This window comes from Pseudomonas sp. EZ-C24, from assembly GCF_014525325.1.
Taxonomy (GTDB): Bacteria; Pseudomonadota; Gammaproteobacteria; order Pseudomonadales; family Pseudomonadaceae; genus Aquipseudomonas; species Aquipseudomonas shirazensis.
This window is the reverse complement of sequence record NZ_JACDIU010000014.1, coordinates 939,352-956,211: the sequence shown is the minus strand read 5'-3', so window position 1 is coordinate 956,211 and position 16,860 is coordinate 939,352. Positions and strand designations below refer to the sequence as shown.

19 protein-coding genes are annotated in these 16,860 nt (G+C 62.7%); 10 read left to right on the top strand and 9 right to left on the bottom strand.

Features of this window, described 5'->3' with window-relative positions:
- Positions 1-180 precede the first annotated feature (180 nt).
- The 6 genes from IDM28_RS13685 (at position 181) to IDM28_RS13660 (ending at position 7,171) form a co-directional block, all read left to right on the top strand.
- Entirely contained in the window at positions 181-3,639 is a 3,459-nt protein-coding gene (locus tag IDM28_RS13685; RefSeq protein ID WP_150571777.1) for a response regulator, read from the top strand.
- Complete coding sequence (locus IDM28_RS13680) at positions 3,636-4,457, top strand: CheR family methyltransferase (protein ID WP_101320309.1); 822 nt, start codon at positions 3,636-3,638, stop codon at positions 4,455-4,457. Before IDM28_RS13685 ends, IDM28_RS13680 begins: the two co-directional genes overlap by 4 nt.
- Positions 4,454-5,029, top strand: coding sequence for a chemotaxis protein CheB (locus IDM28_RS13675; protein ID WP_150568939.1), 576 nt, complete (start codon positions 4,454-4,456; stop codon positions 5,027-5,029). The genes IDM28_RS13680 and IDM28_RS13675 overlap by 4 nt, the downstream gene beginning before the upstream one ends.
- Positions 5,023-6,249, top strand: coding sequence for a hybrid sensor histidine kinase/response regulator (locus tag IDM28_RS13670; RefSeq protein WP_101320304.1), 1,227 nt, complete (start codon positions 5,023-5,025; stop codon positions 6,247-6,249). The genes IDM28_RS13675 and IDM28_RS13670 overlap by 7 nt, the downstream gene beginning before the upstream one ends.
- 44 nt (positions 6,250-6,293) lie before the next feature.
- Positions 6,294-6,671, top strand: coding sequence for a response regulator (locus IDM28_RS13665; protein ID WP_101320302.1), 378 nt, complete (start codon positions 6,294-6,296; stop codon positions 6,669-6,671).
- A 98-nt stretch (positions 6,672-6,769) separates the two neighbouring features.
- Complete coding sequence (locus IDM28_RS13660; protein WP_101320300.1) at positions 6,770-7,171, top strand: hypothetical protein; 402 nt, start codon at positions 6,770-6,772, stop codon at positions 7,169-7,171.
- 1 nt (position 7,172) lies between these two features.
- On the opposite strand, the gene IDM28_RS13655 is transcribed toward IDM28_RS13660, so the two are convergent.
- On the bottom strand, positions 7,173-7,790 hold the full coding sequence (locus IDM28_RS13655) for a LysE family transporter (RefSeq protein WP_103437747.1): 618 nt from the start codon (positions 7,788-7,790) through the stop codon (positions 7,173-7,175).
- 191 nt (positions 7,791-7,981) lie between these two features.
- On the opposite strand from IDM28_RS13655, the gene IDM28_RS13650 reads away from it, so the two are divergent.
- The 4 genes from IDM28_RS13650 to IDM28_RS13635 are packed head-to-tail and all read left to right on the top strand — an operon-like array spanning position 7,982 to position 10,620.
- The gene (locus IDM28_RS13650) at positions 7,982-8,203 is read left to right on the top strand and encodes an MbtH family protein (protein WP_101320296.1); all 222 of its coding nucleotides are present in this window, start codon (positions 7,982-7,984) and stop codon (positions 8,201-8,203) included.
- 10 nt (positions 8,204-8,213) lie between these two features.
- Positions 8,214-8,933, top strand: a complete 720-nt coding sequence (locus IDM28_RS13645; RefSeq protein ID WP_188036239.1) for a thioesterase II family protein — start codon at positions 8,214-8,216, stop codon at positions 8,931-8,933.
- Positions 8,934-8,989: 56 nt separating this feature from the next.
- Entirely contained in the window at positions 8,990-9,541 is a 552-nt protein-coding gene (locus IDM28_RS13640) for an isochorismatase family protein (RefSeq protein ID WP_188036238.1), read from the top strand.
- 23 nt (positions 9,542-9,564) lie between these two features.
- Positions 9,565-10,620, top strand: a complete 1,056-nt coding sequence (locus IDM28_RS13635) for a DUF1615 domain-containing protein (RefSeq protein ID WP_305777705.1) — start codon at positions 9,565-9,567, stop codon at positions 10,618-10,620.
- A gap of 44 nt (positions 10,621-10,664) precedes the next feature.
- On the opposite strand, the gene IDM28_RS13630 is transcribed toward IDM28_RS13635, so the two are convergent.
- The 8 genes from IDM28_RS13630 to IDM28_RS13595 are packed head-to-tail and all read right to left on the bottom strand — an operon-like array spanning position 10,665 to position 16,743.
- Positions 10,665-11,552, bottom strand: coding sequence for a metal ABC transporter solute-binding protein, Zn/Mn family (locus IDM28_RS13630; RefSeq protein WP_101320290.1), 888 nt, complete (start codon positions 11,550-11,552; stop codon positions 10,665-10,667).
- Positions 11,549-12,448: a metal ABC transporter permease gene (locus tag IDM28_RS13625; protein ID WP_101320288.1), complete on the bottom strand. Its 900-nt coding sequence runs from the start codon at positions 12,446-12,448 to the stop codon at positions 11,549-11,551. Before IDM28_RS13625 ends, IDM28_RS13630 begins: the two co-directional genes overlap by 4 nt.
- Positions 12,445-13,194, bottom strand: coding sequence for a metal ABC transporter ATP-binding protein (locus IDM28_RS13620; RefSeq protein WP_188036237.1), 750 nt, complete (start codon positions 13,192-13,194; stop codon positions 12,445-12,447). Before IDM28_RS13620 ends, IDM28_RS13625 begins: the two co-directional genes overlap by 4 nt.
- A complete protein-coding gene (locus IDM28_RS13615; RefSeq protein WP_188036236.1) occupies positions 13,191-14,108 on the bottom strand; it encodes a metal ABC transporter substrate-binding protein in 918 nt (305 codons plus the stop codon). The genes IDM28_RS13620 and IDM28_RS13615 overlap by 4 nt, the downstream gene beginning before the upstream one ends.
- A 16-nt stretch (positions 14,109-14,124) precedes the next feature.
- Complete coding sequence (locus tag IDM28_RS13610; RefSeq protein WP_101320281.1) at positions 14,125-14,694, bottom strand: DUF6162 family protein; 570 nt, start codon at positions 14,692-14,694, stop codon at positions 14,125-14,127.
- The gene (locus IDM28_RS13605) at positions 14,691-15,011 is read right to left on the bottom strand and encodes a hypothetical protein (RefSeq protein WP_188036235.1); all 321 of its coding nucleotides are present in this window, start codon (positions 15,009-15,011) and stop codon (positions 14,691-14,693) included. Before IDM28_RS13605 ends, IDM28_RS13610 begins: the two co-directional genes overlap by 4 nt.
- A complete protein-coding gene (locus tag IDM28_RS13600) occupies positions 15,008-15,547 on the bottom strand; it encodes a thiamine pyrophosphate-binding protein (protein WP_101320276.1) in 540 nt (179 codons plus the stop codon). Before IDM28_RS13600 ends, IDM28_RS13605 begins: the two co-directional genes overlap by 4 nt.
- Complete coding sequence (locus IDM28_RS13595) at positions 15,544-16,743, bottom strand: PepSY-associated TM helix domain-containing protein (protein WP_101320273.1); 1,200 nt, start codon at positions 16,741-16,743, stop codon at positions 15,544-15,546. The genes IDM28_RS13600 and IDM28_RS13595 overlap by 4 nt, the downstream gene beginning before the upstream one ends.
- Positions 16,744-16,860 lie beyond the last annotated feature (117 nt).

Genomic DNA, 16,860 nt, shown 5'->3' with positions numbered 1-16,860 from the left:
ACTGCAATCAGATGGAACGATTGGCGCACTCCGTTCTCAAATACTGGCTAAATGCCCCTGCCATAAATGGCAAAGCTGGTTAGACTTCGCTGTCAGACCCGCCAGTGGGACACTGCAGCAACATCTTGCAGGTGCCGGCACCCTCGGTATTCAACGGTTAATTCGCTCGGGCGTTATCAGATGATTCAAGCAGCTTCTATGGACCAGCAGAGCTTTCGCAAGCTGTTAAGCCGCAACGTCGGCTTGCCACTTGGCGTGGGCCTGCTTGGCGCCGTGGCGTTTGTCGCGGTAATCAGCTACCTGCTCTCGGCCATGCAATGGGTCGAACACACCGACCGCGTGATTGGCAATGCCAACGAAACGCTGAAACTTTCGATCGACATGGAAACCGGCATGCGCGGGTTTCTGATCACCGGTGACGAGCGGTTCCTGGACCCTTACGAGGTGGCCAAGCCGCGTATATTCGCAAGCCTGGACAGCTTGCGCGAGCTGGTGGCAGACAACCCGGCGCAGGTCGACCGGATTGATCGGCTGAGCGCGCTGCAACATGCCTGGAACGATTTTGGCCAGGAGATGATCACCCTGCGCCGGACTCAGGGCGGATTCCAGCAGGCGATCACCAACGGCCGCGGCAAGCGTATCACCGACGAGGTGCGCAAAGAGTTTGACGACTTCATCGGCAACGAACAGCAACTGCGCCAGGTCCGTAACCAGACCGTCAACACGGTTACCGTCACCGCGATTACCACCTTCGTACTGTTTATCGTCGCGCTCAGCGGCCTGCTGGCGTATCTGGGACGCCGCGATTTGCTGGCGTTGTCGGACAGCTACGTAGGTAACATGCAGGCGCAGCAGCGCGCCAATGAACGCCTTGAACACAATGCCTGGCTGCGTAATGGCCAGACCCAGCTGGCCGAGCAAGTGCTGGGGCAGTTGACCCTGCCGATGCTGGGCGACAACATCCTGCAGTTTTTTGCGACGTACCTGGGCAGTGTGGTTGGCGCGTTGTATGTGCGTAACGAGCACGGCAGCCTGGTCCGTGTCGCCAGTTACGGCCTGAGCGCCGAGGAGCAACTGCGTACGCAGGCGCTGGGCGTCGACGAGGGCTTGGTGTCGGAAGCGGTGCGCCAGTCGCGCGTGGTGCGCCTCGATCAGCTGCCGGAAGATTACTTCCGCCTCAGCTCGGGTCTGGGCAGCGGCTTGCCGCGCAGCGCACTGTTGATGCCGACTCGCGACAATGGCCAGATCAATGGCGTCGTCGAACTTGGCTTCCTGCGCCCGCTGAGCGAGCGTGACCAGGAGATCGTCGAGCGCGTTGCCGAAAACCTCGGCATGTCGATCGAGAGCGCCCGCTACCGTCAGCGTCTGCAAGAGGTGCTGGCCGAAACCCAGCAGCTCAACGAAGAACTGCAGGTGCAACAGGAAGAGCTCAAGACTGCCAATGAGGAGCTGGAAGAACAGTCCCGCGTGCTGAAGGAATCGCAAGCGCACCTTGAGACGCAGCAGGCCGAGCTTGAGCAGACCAACGAGAGCTTGTCCGAGCGCACCGAGGCACTCGATCGCAAGAACAGCGAGCTCAATGAAGCCCAGCAAGAGCTGCAGGCCCGCGCCGAAGACTTGCAGCGCTCGAGCAAGTACAAATCAGAATTCCTCGCCAACATGTCCCACGAGCTGCGCACGCCGCTGAACAGCTCGCTGATCCTGGCCAAGCTGCTCGCCGAAAACGACGAGGGTAACCTCACCGCCGAACAGGTCAAGTTCGCCGATTCGATCTATTCGGCTGGCAACGATCTGCTCAACCTGATCAATGACATTCTGGACATCGCCAAGGTCGAGGCGGGCAAGCTTGAAGTGCGCCCCGAGACGACCCAGGTCGAGCGCCTGGTCGAAGGCCTGCGCAGCATGTTCGTGCCGCTGGCCAAAGACAAAGGCCTGGACTTCCAGGTCGTGCTCGAGCACCCGCTGCCGGCGACGCTGTTCACCGACCGCCAGCGCCTGGAGCAGATCCTCAAGAACCTGCTTTCGAATGCGATCAAGTTCACCGAGCGTGGTCAGGTCAGCATGACCATCAGCAAGCAGGCCGGCGTCGGCCTGGTGTTTGCCGTGCGCGACAGTGGTATCGGCATTGCGCCGGATCAACAGCAGGCGATTTTCGGCGCCTTCCATCAGGTCGACGGCACCAGCAATCGCCGTTACGGTGGCACCGGGCTGGGCCTGTCGATTTCGCGCGACCTGGCCCATCTGCTCGGTGGCCAGATCAGCCTCGACAGCAGCCCCGGCCAAGGCAGCGTGTTCAGCCTGATCATGCCCGAGCGCTATGAGTCGGATGAGCCGGTCGAGGTGCAGACCCTGCGCCCAGCTGTCGATCAGTTGCCGGCTGCGCCGCAGGTGCCAGCAGCAGTACCGCTGCCGCGCCACGCGTTTGCCGATGACCGCGAGCTGGCGCCGTTCAGCAAACGCTGCATTCTGGTGATCGAGGACGAGCCGAACTTCGCCCGTATTCTCTTCGACCTGGCCCATGAGCTGGGTTACAACTGCCTGGCCGCGCAGAGCGCCGACGAGGGCTTCCGGCTGGCGGCGCAGTACCTGCCAGATGCGGTCCTGCTCGATATGCGCCTGCCTGACCATTCCGGCCTGACCGTGCTGCAGAGGCTCAAGGAGCAGGCCAGCACGCGCCATATTCCTGTGCATATCATCTCGGTCGAAGACCGTGTCGAAGCGGCCATGCACATGGGCGCGGTCGGTTACGCGGTCAAGCCGACCAGTCGCGAAGAGCTCAAAGAGGTGTTCGGCCTGCTCGAAGCCAAGCTGACCCAGAAGCTCAAACGCATCCTGCTGGTTGAAGACGACGACCTGCAGCGCGAGAGCATTGCCCGCCTGATCGGGGACGACGACATCGAAATCACGGCGGTGGCGTTGGCTCAGGATGCACTCGAGCTGCTGCGCGAGAACATCTATGACTGTATGATCATCGACCTCAAGCTGCCCGACATGCTCGGCAACGAGCTGCTCAAGCGAATGACGGCTGAAGATATTCGCGCGTTCCCGCCGGTCATCGTCTATACCGGGCGCAACCTCACCCGCGAAGAAGAAACCGAGCTGCTCAAGTACTCGCGCTCGATCATCATCAAGGGCGCGCGCTCGCCGGAGCGTCTGCTCGATGAAGTGACGTTGTTCCTGCACAAGGTCGAGGCGCAGTTGTCCAACGAGCGTCAGCGCATGCTGAAGACGGCGCGCAGCCGTGACAAAGTGTTCGAGGGCCGCAAGATCCTTCTGGTCGATGACGACGTGCGCAACATCTTCGCCCTGACCAGCGCCCTGGAACACAAGGGCGCCATCGTCGAGATCGGCCGCAACGGACGCGAAGCGCTGGAGCAGCTGGAGCTTCACGACGACATCGACCTGGTGCTGATGGACGTGATGATGCCGGAAATGGACGGCTACGAGGCTACTCGCTTGATTCGCCAGCAAGCGCGCTGGCGCAAACTACCGATCATTGCCGTGACCGCCAAGGCGATGAAAGACGACCAGCAGCGCTGTCTGCAGGCTGGGGCCAATGATTATCTGGCCAAACCGATTGATCTGGACCGGCTGTTCTCACTGATCCGCGTCTGGCTGCCGCAACTGGAGCGAATTTGACTAGCGAGCGCAACACCGACATCGAGATCCGATTGCTGATCGAGGCGATCTATCTCAAGTACAGCTACGACTTCCGCGATTACTCCGGGGCGTCGATCAAGCGCCGCATCCTGCATGCGCTGCGTCAGTTCGACTGCCGTACGGTGTCGGCGCTGCAGGAGCGGGTGCTGCATGACCCGGGCATGTTCATGCAGTTGCTGCAGTACCTGACGATCCCGGTCAGCGAGATGTTTCGCGACCCTGGGCATTTTCTTGCACTGCGCGAAGAAGTCGTGCCGTTGTTGCGCACCTGGCCGTCGCTGAAGATCTGGATCGCTGGTTGCAGCACCGGTGAAGAGGTGTACTCGATGGCCATCCTCCTGCGCGAGGAAGGCCTGCTCGAGCGCACCATCATCTACGCCACCGATATCAACCCGAATTCGCTGGAGAAAGCCAAGCAGGGCATCTATTCGATGCAGAACATGCAGGGCTATGAAGAAAACTACCGCAAGGCCGGTGGCCGCCGGGACTTCAGCGAGTACTACACCAGCGCCTACGGCAACGCGATCATGGACAGCAGCCTGCGCGACAACGTGACCTTTGCCGACCACAGCCTGGCCACCGACAGTGTGTTCTCGGAAACCCAGTTGGTGTCGTGCCGCAACGTGCTGATCTACTTCAACAAGAGTTTGCAGGACCGCGCCTTTGGGCTGTTCCACGAGTCGCTGTGCCACCGCGGCTTTCTGGTGCTGGGCAGCAAGGAGTCGGTGGATTTTTCTGCTTACAGCGAGCAGTTCGAGCCCTTGGTCAAACCTGAACGGATCTTCCGTAAATCATGACGGGCGTCGATGCGGTAGTGATCGGCGCTTCGGCGGGTGGCGTCGCAGCCCTGTTCACCGTACTCGGCAGCCTGCCGCAGGGCTTCGCCGTGCCGGTGCTGTGCGTGCTGCACCTGCCGGATGACCGCCATAGCCAGCTTGCCGAAGTGTTGCAGCGCAAGGTGCAGCGACCCGTGCGGGAGGCGCGTGACAAGGCGTTGATCGAGCCTGGGCTTATCTACGTGGCCGGGCCGGCCTATCATTTGTCGGTCGAGCAGGATTTCAGCCTGTCGCTGAGCCAGGAAGAGCCGGTGCATTTCTCTCGCCCGGCGATTGATTTTCTGTTTACCTCGGCAGCCGATGCCTATCGCCAGCGGCTGCTTGGTGTGCTCCTGACCGGTGCCAATGAAGACGGCGCGCGCGGGCTCGCCTACATCAAACAATGCGGAGGCCGGACAGTGGTCCAGGACCCCCAGGACGCACAAGTCGCGCTGATGCCGGAGGCCGCATTGGCCCTGCACAGCCCTGACTACATCCTTACTTTGAGCGGCATCGGGCAATTGCTCGGCAGCCTGGAAACCAGCGCATGTTAAGCCAGATTACCGCCAAACTGCTGATCGTCGACGATCTGCCAGAGAACCTGCTGGCCCTCGCCGCGCTGATCCATGGCGAAGACCGCGAAGTGCACCAGGCGCAGTCTGCCGAAGACGCGTTGGGGCTGTTGCTTGAACACGAATTTGCCTTGGCCATTCTGGACGTGCAGATGCCCGGCATGAACGGCTTCGAGCTGGCGGAGTTGATGCGCGGCACGGAAAAAACCAAGCACATCCCGATCGTCTTCGTCAGCGCCGCCGGGCGCGAGATGAACTACGCGTTCAAGGGCTACGAAAGTGGCGCAGTCGACTTTTTGCACAAACCCCTCGACACCATGGCGGTGAAGAGCAAAGTGTCGGTGTTTGTCGATCTGTACCGCCAGCGCAAGGTGCTCGACCGCCAGCTGCAGGACCTGGAGCGCAGCCGTCAGGAGCAGGAAGTGTTGCTCGGTCAGTTACAGGTGGCGCGGGGCGAGCTGGAGCGCGCGGTGCGCATGCGCGACGACTTCATGTCGATCGTGTCCCATGAAGTGCGCACGCCGCTGAACGGGCTGATTCTGGAAACCCAGCTGCGCAAGATGCACCTGTCGCGAGGCAACCTGGCTGCATTCAGCGAAGACAAGCTACAGGCCATGGTCGAGCGCGACGAGCGGCAGATCAACAGCCTGATCAGGCTGATTGAGGACATGCTCGACGTATCGCGCATCCGCACCGGTAAATTGTCGCTGCGGCCGCGCCAGTTCGACCTGGCGCAGCTGGTCAGCGGCCTGGTGGAGAACTTCGAAGCGCAGGCGCTGGCCTCCAACACCCACATTGAGCTGCAATGCTGCGATACAGTTGAAGGTGAGTGGGATGAGTTTCGGATTGAACAAGTGGTAGCCAACCTGTTGTCCAATGCATTGCGTTACGGTCAACGGCAACCGGTGCAGGTACGGGTGTTCGAGCAGGCCGGGATGGCCTGGGTGCAGGTGCAGGACCACGGTATCGGCGTCAGCGCCGCCAACCAGCAGCGGATCTTCCAGCAGTTCGAGCGTGTTGCAGCAGAGCAGGCCATCGGAGGCCTGGGCTTGGGTCTGTATATCTCCGAGCAGATTGTCAGGGCCCATGGTGGGCAGATCCAGATCGACAGCGAGGTAGGCCAAGGCGCGACATTCAGCGTGCTGCTGCCACTGACGGCGCTGTCACAACAAACCGACCAGGCGCAGGCAACCTCTGCTTAAGCCCGGGGTCAGATGGCCAACTTGCTGAATTCCAAGGCGTTGTCATGAGCGAAGATGCACAAGATGTTGTACTGGTAGTCGAGGATGAACCGGCCATTCGGATGATCTTGCGCGACTATCTTTCAGGTGAGGGCTACCACGTGCTGGTTGCCGAAGACGGCCAGCAGGCGTTCGAGATTCTCGCGCGCAAGCCTCATCTGGACCTGATCGTCACCGATTACCGGTTGCCGGGTGGGATCTCCGGGGTACAGATCGCCGAGCCAGCGGTCAAGCTGCGGCCTGATCTGAAGGTGATTTTCATCAGCGGCTATCCAGCCGAGATCCTCGAATCCGGCAGCCCGATTGCGCGCAAGGCGCCGATCCTGGCCAAGCCGTTCGACCTGGATACGCTGCGTGACAAGATCCAGGATCTGTTGCAATGACAGGTTGCTGGCTGATCTGAGCACGGGTATCGATTTGCCCGCTCTCGGATGAGCAACGGCGGTGGTTGCGGCTCGGTGACAACGGCTATGCTAGGTACATGACAGCCAGCCAGCCGATACGTCAACCTTGCCCGCCCGGTGCCTGCGACTGCGGGCGCGATGACTTGCAAGCCGCATCGCCTGCAGCGCAGCGTATCCTGCGCCTGACCCGCCACGAAGAAAAACGTCTGCTCGAACGCCTGGAAAACCTCAAGGGCCTTGAAGATCTGCACCGCTTGCAGCAGCTGATGCATGATCAGCTTGGCATCCGCGTGCACATTGCTCCCAGTTTCAACGAAGTGCGCACCATGCGCGGTATCCTCATCGAACTGGCCGAGCAGCCCGGTCTGTGCCGCAAGACCCGCCAGGCCATCCCAGCAGCCATCCGCCGGGGGCTGGAGCGCAACCCGGAAGTTGCTTTCCGCCTGCTCGATGCGCACGACCTGTTGCGCGACGCCTGAGTCAGCGCATCGCCGCCAGTTTGATCCCGAAGCCAATCAGGCAAGCACCCGCCAGGCGCTCGAGCACATTCGACAGTTTGGGGCTGGCGCGCATGCGTTCGGCCAGGTGATGGGTCAGCAGCACGGCCACCAGCCCGTAAAGCAATGTCAGCGCGGCGATGGTTACCGCCATGAAGGCGAAAGTGACCATGCCCTGGTGCCGAACCGGGTCGATGAACAGCGGAAAGAACGCCATGTAGAACATGATCGCCTTGGGGTTGAGCAGGGTGATCATCATCGTCTGGCGCAGGTAATGGCCGCTGTCCATGCGGCTGACGCGCGGTGCGCCGCCGGCCTTGCTGAGCAGCATGCGCAGTCCCAGATAGGCGAGGTAGGCCGCGCCGGCCCACTGCACCACATGGAACGCCGCGGGGTAGGCCGCCAGCAGCGTGGCAACCCCAGCCACCGCCAGCCACATCAATACCTGATCGCCGAGAATCACCCCGCACGTGGCAGCCAGGCCACCTTTGATGCCCGCCTTGCCGGTAGCGGTGATCAGCGCGAAGTTGCCAGGACCGGGGATGGCCAGCAGGATCAGAAAGGCGATGACGAAGGCGCCGTAGTCGGTCACACCGAGCATTGTTGTTCTCCTTGAAGCGCTGGGCAGATGTAACTGGATGTATGACAGCATTGGCGGCGCTTGCAAAGACCACGGGTGACTAATTTTGCCCGGGGCTTTTACGTTCTCTTGAAGTCAGTGCCGTTGAGACGGCCGCAACCATCGCCCCGCGCCGACCGTGCTGGGGCGGGCAACTTCCAAGGAGACAGGCAATGACTTCCGTTTTCGACCGTGACGATATCGTTTTTCAGGTGGTGCTCAACCATGAGGAGCAGTACTCGATCTGGCCTGAATACAAAGCGATCCCGGCGGGCTGGCGCGCAGCGGGCAAAAGCGGCCTGAAGCAGGAATGCCTGGCCTACATCGATGAGGTCTGGACCGACATGCGACCGCTGAGCCTGCGCCAGAAGATGGCAGCAGCGGCGGCGCAGTGAGCGTCTGCCGGTGAGCGTAGTCAACCTGTTGTGCCTTCCCTACTCAGGCGCCAGTGCAATGGTCTATAGCCGCTGGCGGCGCAAGCTGCCTGCCTGGCTGCAGGTGCGTCCAGTGGAGTTGCCAGGTCGCGGTGCGCGCATGGGCGAGGCGTTGCACACCGACCTGCTGGGCCTGGCCAGGCAACTGGCCGCTGAGCAACGGTTGGCAGCCAACGCGCCTTACGCGCTGCTTGGACATAGCCTTGGCGCACTGCTGGCGTTTGAGTTGGCCCACGAGCTGCAGGCGCTGGGTTGCCCGCCGCCGTTGGCGTTGTTTGCCTGCGGTACCGCCGCGCCCACTCGGCGCGAGGACTACGACGGCAACCGCTGGCGCGAGCCACGCAGCGACGCCGAGTTGATCGCCGAGCTGCGCAGTCTGCAAGGTACGCCTGAGGAGGTGTTGAACAATCAGGAGCTGATGAGCCTGACCTTGCCGATCCTGCGCGCTGACTTTCTCCTGTGTGGCCGCTATGCCTATCGTCAGCGGCCATTACTGCGCTGCCCGTTGCGGGTGCTCGGTGGCGAGACGGATCGCGCCAGTCCCGATCAGTTGCAGGCCTGGAGCCGAGAAACGCTTGGGGAGTTTTCTCTGCAGCACTTCCCGGGTGGGCACTTCTTCATTCATGAGCACGAAGACCGCGTGCTGAGCGTGCTGAGCGAGGTCCTTGAGCCGCTGCGCCTGACTGCCTGATTGACGTCCTCCCTTGCTTGCGAGAGGCTTGAGTTTTCCTCCGCAAGGGATGGGCAATGTTGATTGATCCGCTCAAGGCCACGCTGCTGGTCGTTGATATCCAGGAAAAACTGATTGGCGCCATGAGCGACCCGGCCGGTACCCGGGCGCGAGCGCGCTGGTTGCTCGCGGCAACTGCCGAGCTGCAGCTGCCAACGGTAATCTCCGAACAATACCCGCAAGGCCTCGGGTCAACCCTGACCGAGCTCACGGCGGCGGCTCCGGCCGCGCAGGTGGTCAGCAAGCAGCACTTTTCCTGCGTGGCCGCGCAGTGTCTGCCGGCCAGCTTGCTCGAGCGCGAGCAGGTGATCGTGTGCGGCATGGAGACCCACGTGTGCGTACTGCAAACCGTGCTTGGCCTGCTCGGTTTGGGCAAGCAGGTCTTTGTCGTCGAGGATGCCTGCGACAGCCGTACCGTGGCGAATAAAGCAGCAGCGCTGGCGCGCATGCGTGCCGCCGGTGCGCAGATCGTCACCCGCGAGATGGTCGTGTTCGAGCTAATGGGCAGCGCTGCCCATCCGCAGTTCCGCCATATCAGCAAAACCTACATGGTCGGAGACCAACCCTGAACCGCCGTCTGGCCGGGGCCGGCGTGGTGATTCTGGCCCTGCTGCAAGGGTGTGCCGGTCAGCGCGAGAGTGCTCCCGAAGCAGACCCGGCCAAGGTTCGCGCGCAACTGCTGCGGCTGCTGCCCGCCCAACTCAACGACCGTCAGGGCTGGGCCGAAGACATCCAGACGGCGTTTACAGCTCAGCAACTTGATCCGAGCAAGAGCAACCTGTGCGCGGTATTGGCCGTGACCGAGCAGGAATCAACCTTTACCGCCGACCCGCAGGTGCCCAACCTGGGCCGCATCGCCCGCGCCGAGATCGACCGCCGGGCCGGCCGGCTGCATATCCCCAAGCTGCTGGTGGACGCTGCGTTGCTGACGCCCTCCGGCAACGGCAAGTCGTATCAGCAGCGGCTGGCGGCGGTGCGCAGCGAGAAGCAGCTCAGCGCGCTGTACGACGAGGTCATCGAACGTTTGCCGTTGGGCAAGACGCTGCTCGGCGGGCTTAACCCGGTGCACACCGGTGGGCCGATGCAAGTCAGTATCGACTTTGCCCAGCGTCATGCCAGCAATTACCCCTACAGCTATCAGGGTACCATTCGCCAGGAGGTGTTCAGCCGACGCGGCGGCATGTACTTCGGCATCGCCCACCTGTTGGGGTATCCGGCGCATTACCCGCGCCAGCTGTACCGTTTTGGCGACTTCAATGCCGGTTGGTACGCCAGCCGTAACGCGGCGTTTCAGGCGGCGCTGAGTCGCGCCAGTGGCGTCAGCCTGGCGCTCGATGGTGACCTGATTGCACCGGGCTCGATCATGCCCGGCGCTACCGAGCAGGCAGCACGCAAGCTGGGGGTGAAGCTGGGCTTGCGCAACACGCAAATACGCAGCCAGCTGGAGGAGGGCGACAGCCTTGCGTTCGAGGAGAGCGAGTTGTATCGCGAGGTATTTGCTCTGGCAGATGCCAAAGCCGGCAAGTCGCTGCCGCGCGCGGTGTTGCCAGGGATCGAGCTGAAGAGCCCGAAGATCACCCGCAAGCTGACCACGGCGTGGTTCGCTGGTCGAGTAGATGAGCGTTATCAGCGCTGTATGAAGCGCTGATGGATGAGCATTTCAGGGGCTGTTGACAGCCCCTGAAACCAGGTCTAGCCGAGCAGAGCGGCGATGACCTGTTCGACACTGGCTTTGAGCCCGGCAACGCTGTCTTGTGGATCACTTTCAACTATGACCAGTTTTGCTCCGGCCGCCTTGATAACCTCGGCGACTTCGGCAGCGGGTTGGCGATGGTGAACCACCAAGGCCACGTCCTGCCCTTTGAGCGTGTCGGCCAAGGCCTTGAGCGCCGCGGCATCCCACTTGTCATCCGCCGGTAGCGGCTGATCGACCACGTCCAGATTGAGCCCGCTGACCAGATAACCGAGGCGCTCGGACAGGTTCACCACACTGAGGTTGTCGGCCTCGGCCAGGCGTGTCTGGCTGCTGGCGTTGAGTTCCAGCATCTGCCGTTTCAGGCCTGCCAGATTGGCCTGGATCCTGGCCTTGTCGTTCGGCGACAAACGCTCGAGATCGTTGGCCACGACGTCGGCCATGCGCCCCATGTTGGTGGGGTTGAGCCATGGATAGCCGGCAAACGCGTTGTCTCCCTGTACCGCAATGCCTGGCAGCGCGCCGTCTACCGGGCGTGCGGCATCGATCTCGACGATGCGGATGTTGCTGCGTCGGGCCATTGGGTAGAGCGGGTCATCGCGCCAGATCGAACGCAGGCCAATGGCGGCGTCGGCCGTCTGCGCGGCCTTGTCCAGGCTGGCGCCACCGCGGCCACTGAAGTACGACGGCTGGCGGGTCGCTGGCAGGTTTGCCGGCGCCGCGCTGTTGAGCTGTACCGACGTGCCTTCGAGCAGCGCGGTGGCCAGGCTGTGGGTGACCGGCAGGCTGGTCAGCACGGTAACCGTTGCCGGTTTGGCCGCCAGCGTCAGCGCGGGCAGGCCCGCCAGGGCCAAGGCCAGAGTCAGTTGCTTGAGGGTAGAAGTCATGCCGGGTTTCCTTGCAGGCGTGGTACCAGAGCGCGGGCGAGGGCGGCAAGGGCGAAGCAGACGCCGGCCACCAGAATGATCGCCGCACCAGACGGCACCGGCAGGTCGAAGACGATCGGCAGCAGAATGCCGCACAGCGTGCTCACCGTAGCGATCAGCACCGAGATGAAGAAAAAGCCTTTCAGCGACTGGCTGACCAGGCGTGCTGCCGCTGCCGGGATCACCAGCAGGGCGCCGACCAGAATCGCGCCGATGACCTTGACCGAAGCCACGGTTACCAACGTCACCAGCACGACGAACAGATAGTCCAGGGTCTTCACCGCTACACCGCGGACCGCCGCCAGCTGCGGGTTGAAACTGGCCAGCATGATCCGGTTGTACAGCGGCAACGCCAGGGCCAGCACCAGCACTGCGACGATGCCCAGCACCAGCAGGTCCTGAGCACTGACCGTCAGCACCGAGCCGAACAAGACGTTTTCGAGGATGTGCACGTTGATCTTGCCCGCGAGCATCAGCAGCAGGCTTGCGCCCAGTGCCAGCGACACCGACAGGAACACCCCGATCAAGGTGTCCGGCGACAGCCCGGTGCGGTTGCGCAGGAAATTGAGCAGGATGCCGAACAGCAGGCAGTAGCCGAACAGGCTGCCGTACGGCCCGGTGTAGGGCTCGCCGAGCAGGATGCCGATGGCAACCCCGGTCAGCGCGGCATGGCCGACCGCTTCGGAGAAGAAGGCGAAGCGTTTGACCACGACCAGGGTGCCGAGGCCACCCAGCACCGGCCCGATCATCACCCCGGCAATCAGCGCGTTGATGACGAAGCCGTAGGCCAGCGCCTCCGGCAGATAGCCAGCGCTGGCCCATTCCTGGATCAGTTGGCGGAAGGCTTCAAAGCTCATCGGGCGAGGCTCTCGCTGCGAGGGTGGACGGAGAACAGACCAAGCAGCCGCTCGGGGGTCAGGGCTTGGGCCGGTGGCGCATCGAACAGTACTTTGCGGCTGAGGCCGGTCACTCGGTCGGCCAAGCGCAGCACCGCTTCCAGGTCATGCTCGATCCACAGCACGGTGGTGCCGCTCTGGCGCCAGCTGTGCAGCAGTTGCTCGAACACCTGGATACCGGCTTCATCGAGGGCCGACATGGGTTCGTCAAGCACCAGCAGTTGCGGCTCGGGGATCAGCCCTTGGGCCAGCAGCACGCGCTGGCGCTCGCCACCAGACAGCGCGCCCATGCGCCGCTTGCGCTTGTCGAGCATGCCCACCCGGGCCAGTGCTGCATCGATGGCAGGTTGGACCCGGCGCGACAGGCCGAGAAAGGCCGGTCGACGCTGGCACATGGCAGCCATGAAGTCGTCGACAGTCATAGGTAGGCCACGATCGAACTCCAGCGCTTGTGGCACATAGCCGATCACTTCGCGCTCGCCCGGCCAGTGCAAGGTAAGCTGGCCCTGATGCGGCATCTGCCCGAGCAGGGTCTTGATCAGCGAGCTCTTGCCGCCGCCGTTGGGGCCGACGATGGCATGCACGCTGCCGGCGACCACGCTGAAACTGACCTGTTCCAGAATCGAAGTCCGCCCGAGAGTCAGGTCGATGCCGGCGAACTCGATCCGCGGGCCCATAACCACGCTGAGGTTGGCCGGCGCAGTCATGCGTTGTTCTCCTGAATCGCTCGGACCACGGTATCGAGGTTGCGCTGCATCTCGACTTCGTACTTCTCCTTGGTGTATTCGCCGTAGGAGATGTGCGTCAGCGGGTAGATGCGCACGCCAGACTCACGCTGGATGGTTTCGACGTAGGCCGAAGGGAAGTCCATCTCCGAGAAGATCACTTTGACGTCGAGCGCCTTTAGCTGGTCGATGGTCTTTTTCAGCTGCGCTGGGCTTGGCTCGATGCCGTGAGCTGGCTCGACCACGGCGGTGACCTCCAGGCCGAAGTCGCGCACCAGATAGTCGTAGGCGGCATGAATGGTCGCTACGCGAAAATCCGCGTGGGGCGCTTCGGTGACCTTGGCCAGGGCGTCGGCGCGCAGCTTGCGCAGGCGCTTGGCATAGGCACGGGCGTTTTGGGTATAGAACTTGGCGTTGTCCGGGTCGAGCTTGCCCAGCTCGCGGGCGATATTGTTGACCTGGGCGATGGTGGTGCTGATCGACAGGAAGGTGTGCGGGTTGACCACCTTGCCTGCACCACGGGCGGCAATCCCGGTCGCGGCCAGCAGCGGCACGTTGGCATTGGCCTCGATGGTTTTGACATCAGGGGTTTCGCTGGCGGCGATCATGCGCTCGGCGAAGTCATCATGGCCGACGCCGTTGAGCACGATCACATCCAGGCCGCCAATGCGTTTGATGTCTTCGGCGCGCGGCTCGTAGGCGTGCGGGTTGAAACCGGCAGGAATCAACGGCACCACTTCGGCCTTGTCGCCGACGATGTTGCTCACGTAGCTGTAATAAGGATGCAGGGTGATGCCGATGCGCAGTGGCTTGCCGGCCTCGGCATGGGCCAGGGCCGGGAGGGCGCAGGCCATGAGCAGGGCGAGGGCGCGGCGGGCGAGGGCGGAGCGAAGCATGGAGGAGTCCTTGGATTCAGTGACGGTGTTGACGGGTAACCCCGGCGTCGTAATGGCTGACCACTTGCTGCCAGCCAGCGGCGATCAGGGCCACCGGCTGCAGGTCGTCCGGAACCACGGCTGCGGTGTCGCGGCGCAGCCAGACATCGGCCCGTTCATCCGCCTGCGCGGGCACGATCAGCAGGAAGCTGCCGGCGACCGCGCTGTCCTGGCTGCGTCCCAGATAGGCGCCGGCAGCCAGCCACTGCCATTGATGGCCACCGCGGCTGACGCTGCTGGCATCGCTGACAAACGGCGGCAGGCCTTCTTCGGCGAGGCTGGCCACTTCAGGCATAGAACCGGTCTCTTCGCGCAACTGGCGGATCTCGTCGAACGCCACCAACAGGTCTGTGAATACCCCTTGTTCGGCCGCCGTCAGGTCGCGCCGGGCGTCGATCTGGTGGCTCTCGATGCTGACTTCATCCTCACGCTCGCCGCGCAGCGTTACCACTGTGGCGGCCAGCGCCAGGATCAGCAGGGCTGTCAGCAGTACATATAGCGTCTCATGCCCGGCACCGGCCGGGCGGATCACCTGGGCGCGGCTCATGGCTCGCCTATATCGGCATGGTCGATTTCAACGATGTGCCCGGGGCCGGCGTCGAACAGCACGTAGAATTCACCGTCGGGGCGCTTGAAGGTCAGCGTCGAGTCGTCTCCCAGCTTGCTGCCAACCAGCACCTGCTCGTCGTAGCCGATCACGTCCAGGGTCACGCCGGGTGCGCCGCTGCCATCGGAGAAGCCACCGGTGCATTTGATCTGCTCGGCATCAACCGGTGCGCACTCGCACATCGGATTGTGCGCCAGGGCAGGGCCCGCGCAGAGCAGCAGAATTGGCAGGGCCAGCCTGCGAGTCAGGTGTTTCATTTGGTGCCTCCTTGTTTCTCGAGCCAGGCCACGGTTGCCGGTGAGGCCTGGGCCAGGGGGACGGATGCCTGGTGCATGCTGCCGTCCCAGCCTTCGATAGTGATCCAGACCTGTGCGTCAGACCGTGTGCGCGGCGGTACCGGCAGCGAAGTGATCATGCGGTAGGGTGCCCCGAAGAAAATCGTCCCCGCAGCGCGCAGGCTGCGCGGCTTGCCGATACGCAGGTAGACCGCTTTAACCTCCGTGGTGCAGGCTTTGCACAGGGCTGCGTTGAACAGTTTGAAATGACCCGCCGGGCCATCCGCCCTGGGCGCTTCGTCGCGCAGTTCGGCCAGGTCGAGCGTGTACGGGCCTACCTGAATATCGCTGACCTGATTGGCGCCCAAACCACTGTCGCCGCGGAACATGGCCGCGTCGGCGAAGTACTTGGGCATGAACCCCAGCGGGATCAGGATCAGCAGGATGTTGATGTGGAATCGCCACTTCAGCCAGAACTGCTTGAGCGGGCTCACCGGTACTGCTTGCGCCTTGCTCATGGCTGCGCCTCCACTGAAGTTTCACTGCGTTCCGGTTGTGCGCGCGCGACTCGATCGGTGCGCTTGAGCGCTGCGGCGGTGGCCTGGGCGGTGCGCTTGGTCCAGATCAACAGCCCGCTGAGTACCATCAGGGTCAATACCAGGCCGAAGAAGAACCAGATCAGCTTGATCGCCAGGCCGCCGAAGTCGCCGGTGTGCAGTGGACGCATCGACTCGGTGACGAACTCCAGCGCGGAGCGGTCTTCGAGCAGGAACTTGCTGTCGACATTGCTGGTGTAGGGGTTGACCGATGCGGTCTGGAACATCAGCGGGTACCAGCCGCGGCCACCCATTTCGACATGGCTGTAGGCCGTGCTGGGCAGGCTGATGAAGGTGATCTCAAGGCCGGGAATGGCCTCGGTGGCGATGCGCGCCGCTGCATCCAGGTCGATCCGCGGTGCCGGGCTGCCGTCGGCAGTCAGCGGCACGTCTTCGCGGGCAATCACCGGCACGATCGGCTCGCTGGAGATGGTTATATGGTTGTCACCGAGAATGGCCTGGATCAGGAACCAGATGCCGGTAATCGAAATGACCGTGATGAACCAGATCGACCAGACCCCCGCCAGCCGGTGTACGTCACCCCAGAAGATCCGCGAGCCGTGGCCGCTGCGCACCGGCTTGAAAAAGCCGCGCCAGAATTTTTTGTACACCACCAGGCCGGTCACCAGCGAGGCCAGCATTGGCAGGCCGAGCAGCGACACCAGGTACCAGCCCCAGCTGTAGCCATTGGTGAACGGCACCAGCCACCAGCCGTGCAGGGCACGGGTGAAGGCTTCGAAGTTGAAGTCCGGCGCCTTGCCCTGGATCACCCCGGTGTACGGGTTGACGTACAGGGTTGGCGTGGTGCCATCCGGGTTGGTGACGCTGGCGGCGAGGGCAAAGTGCGAACCCTCAGGCTGCACCAGCATGCGCACGGCCATGTCCGGCTCGGCCTTGTGCAGGGCGTCGATGATCTGCTGAAAGCTCAGCCGCTCGGCGCCGTCGCTGGGTTTGCTCGCGCGCACGTCAGAGTTGGCCAGCCAGACGATCTCCTGGCTGACTACGGCCAGCATGCCGGTGAAGCAGACGATCAGGACAAAGAACCAGATCGGCAGGGCGAGCCAGCTGTGGACGAGGAACCACAGCTTGGACTTGGACTTTTTCGTAGGTTGGGCCATCGGTCATCTTCTGAAAATAAGGGTCGAGCGCATGCTCAACCGTGTAAGGCTGCATTAATAAAGACGAATGAGAATGAAAATCCTGCCTTTTTAAATGCAACCAGATATTTCAGAAGG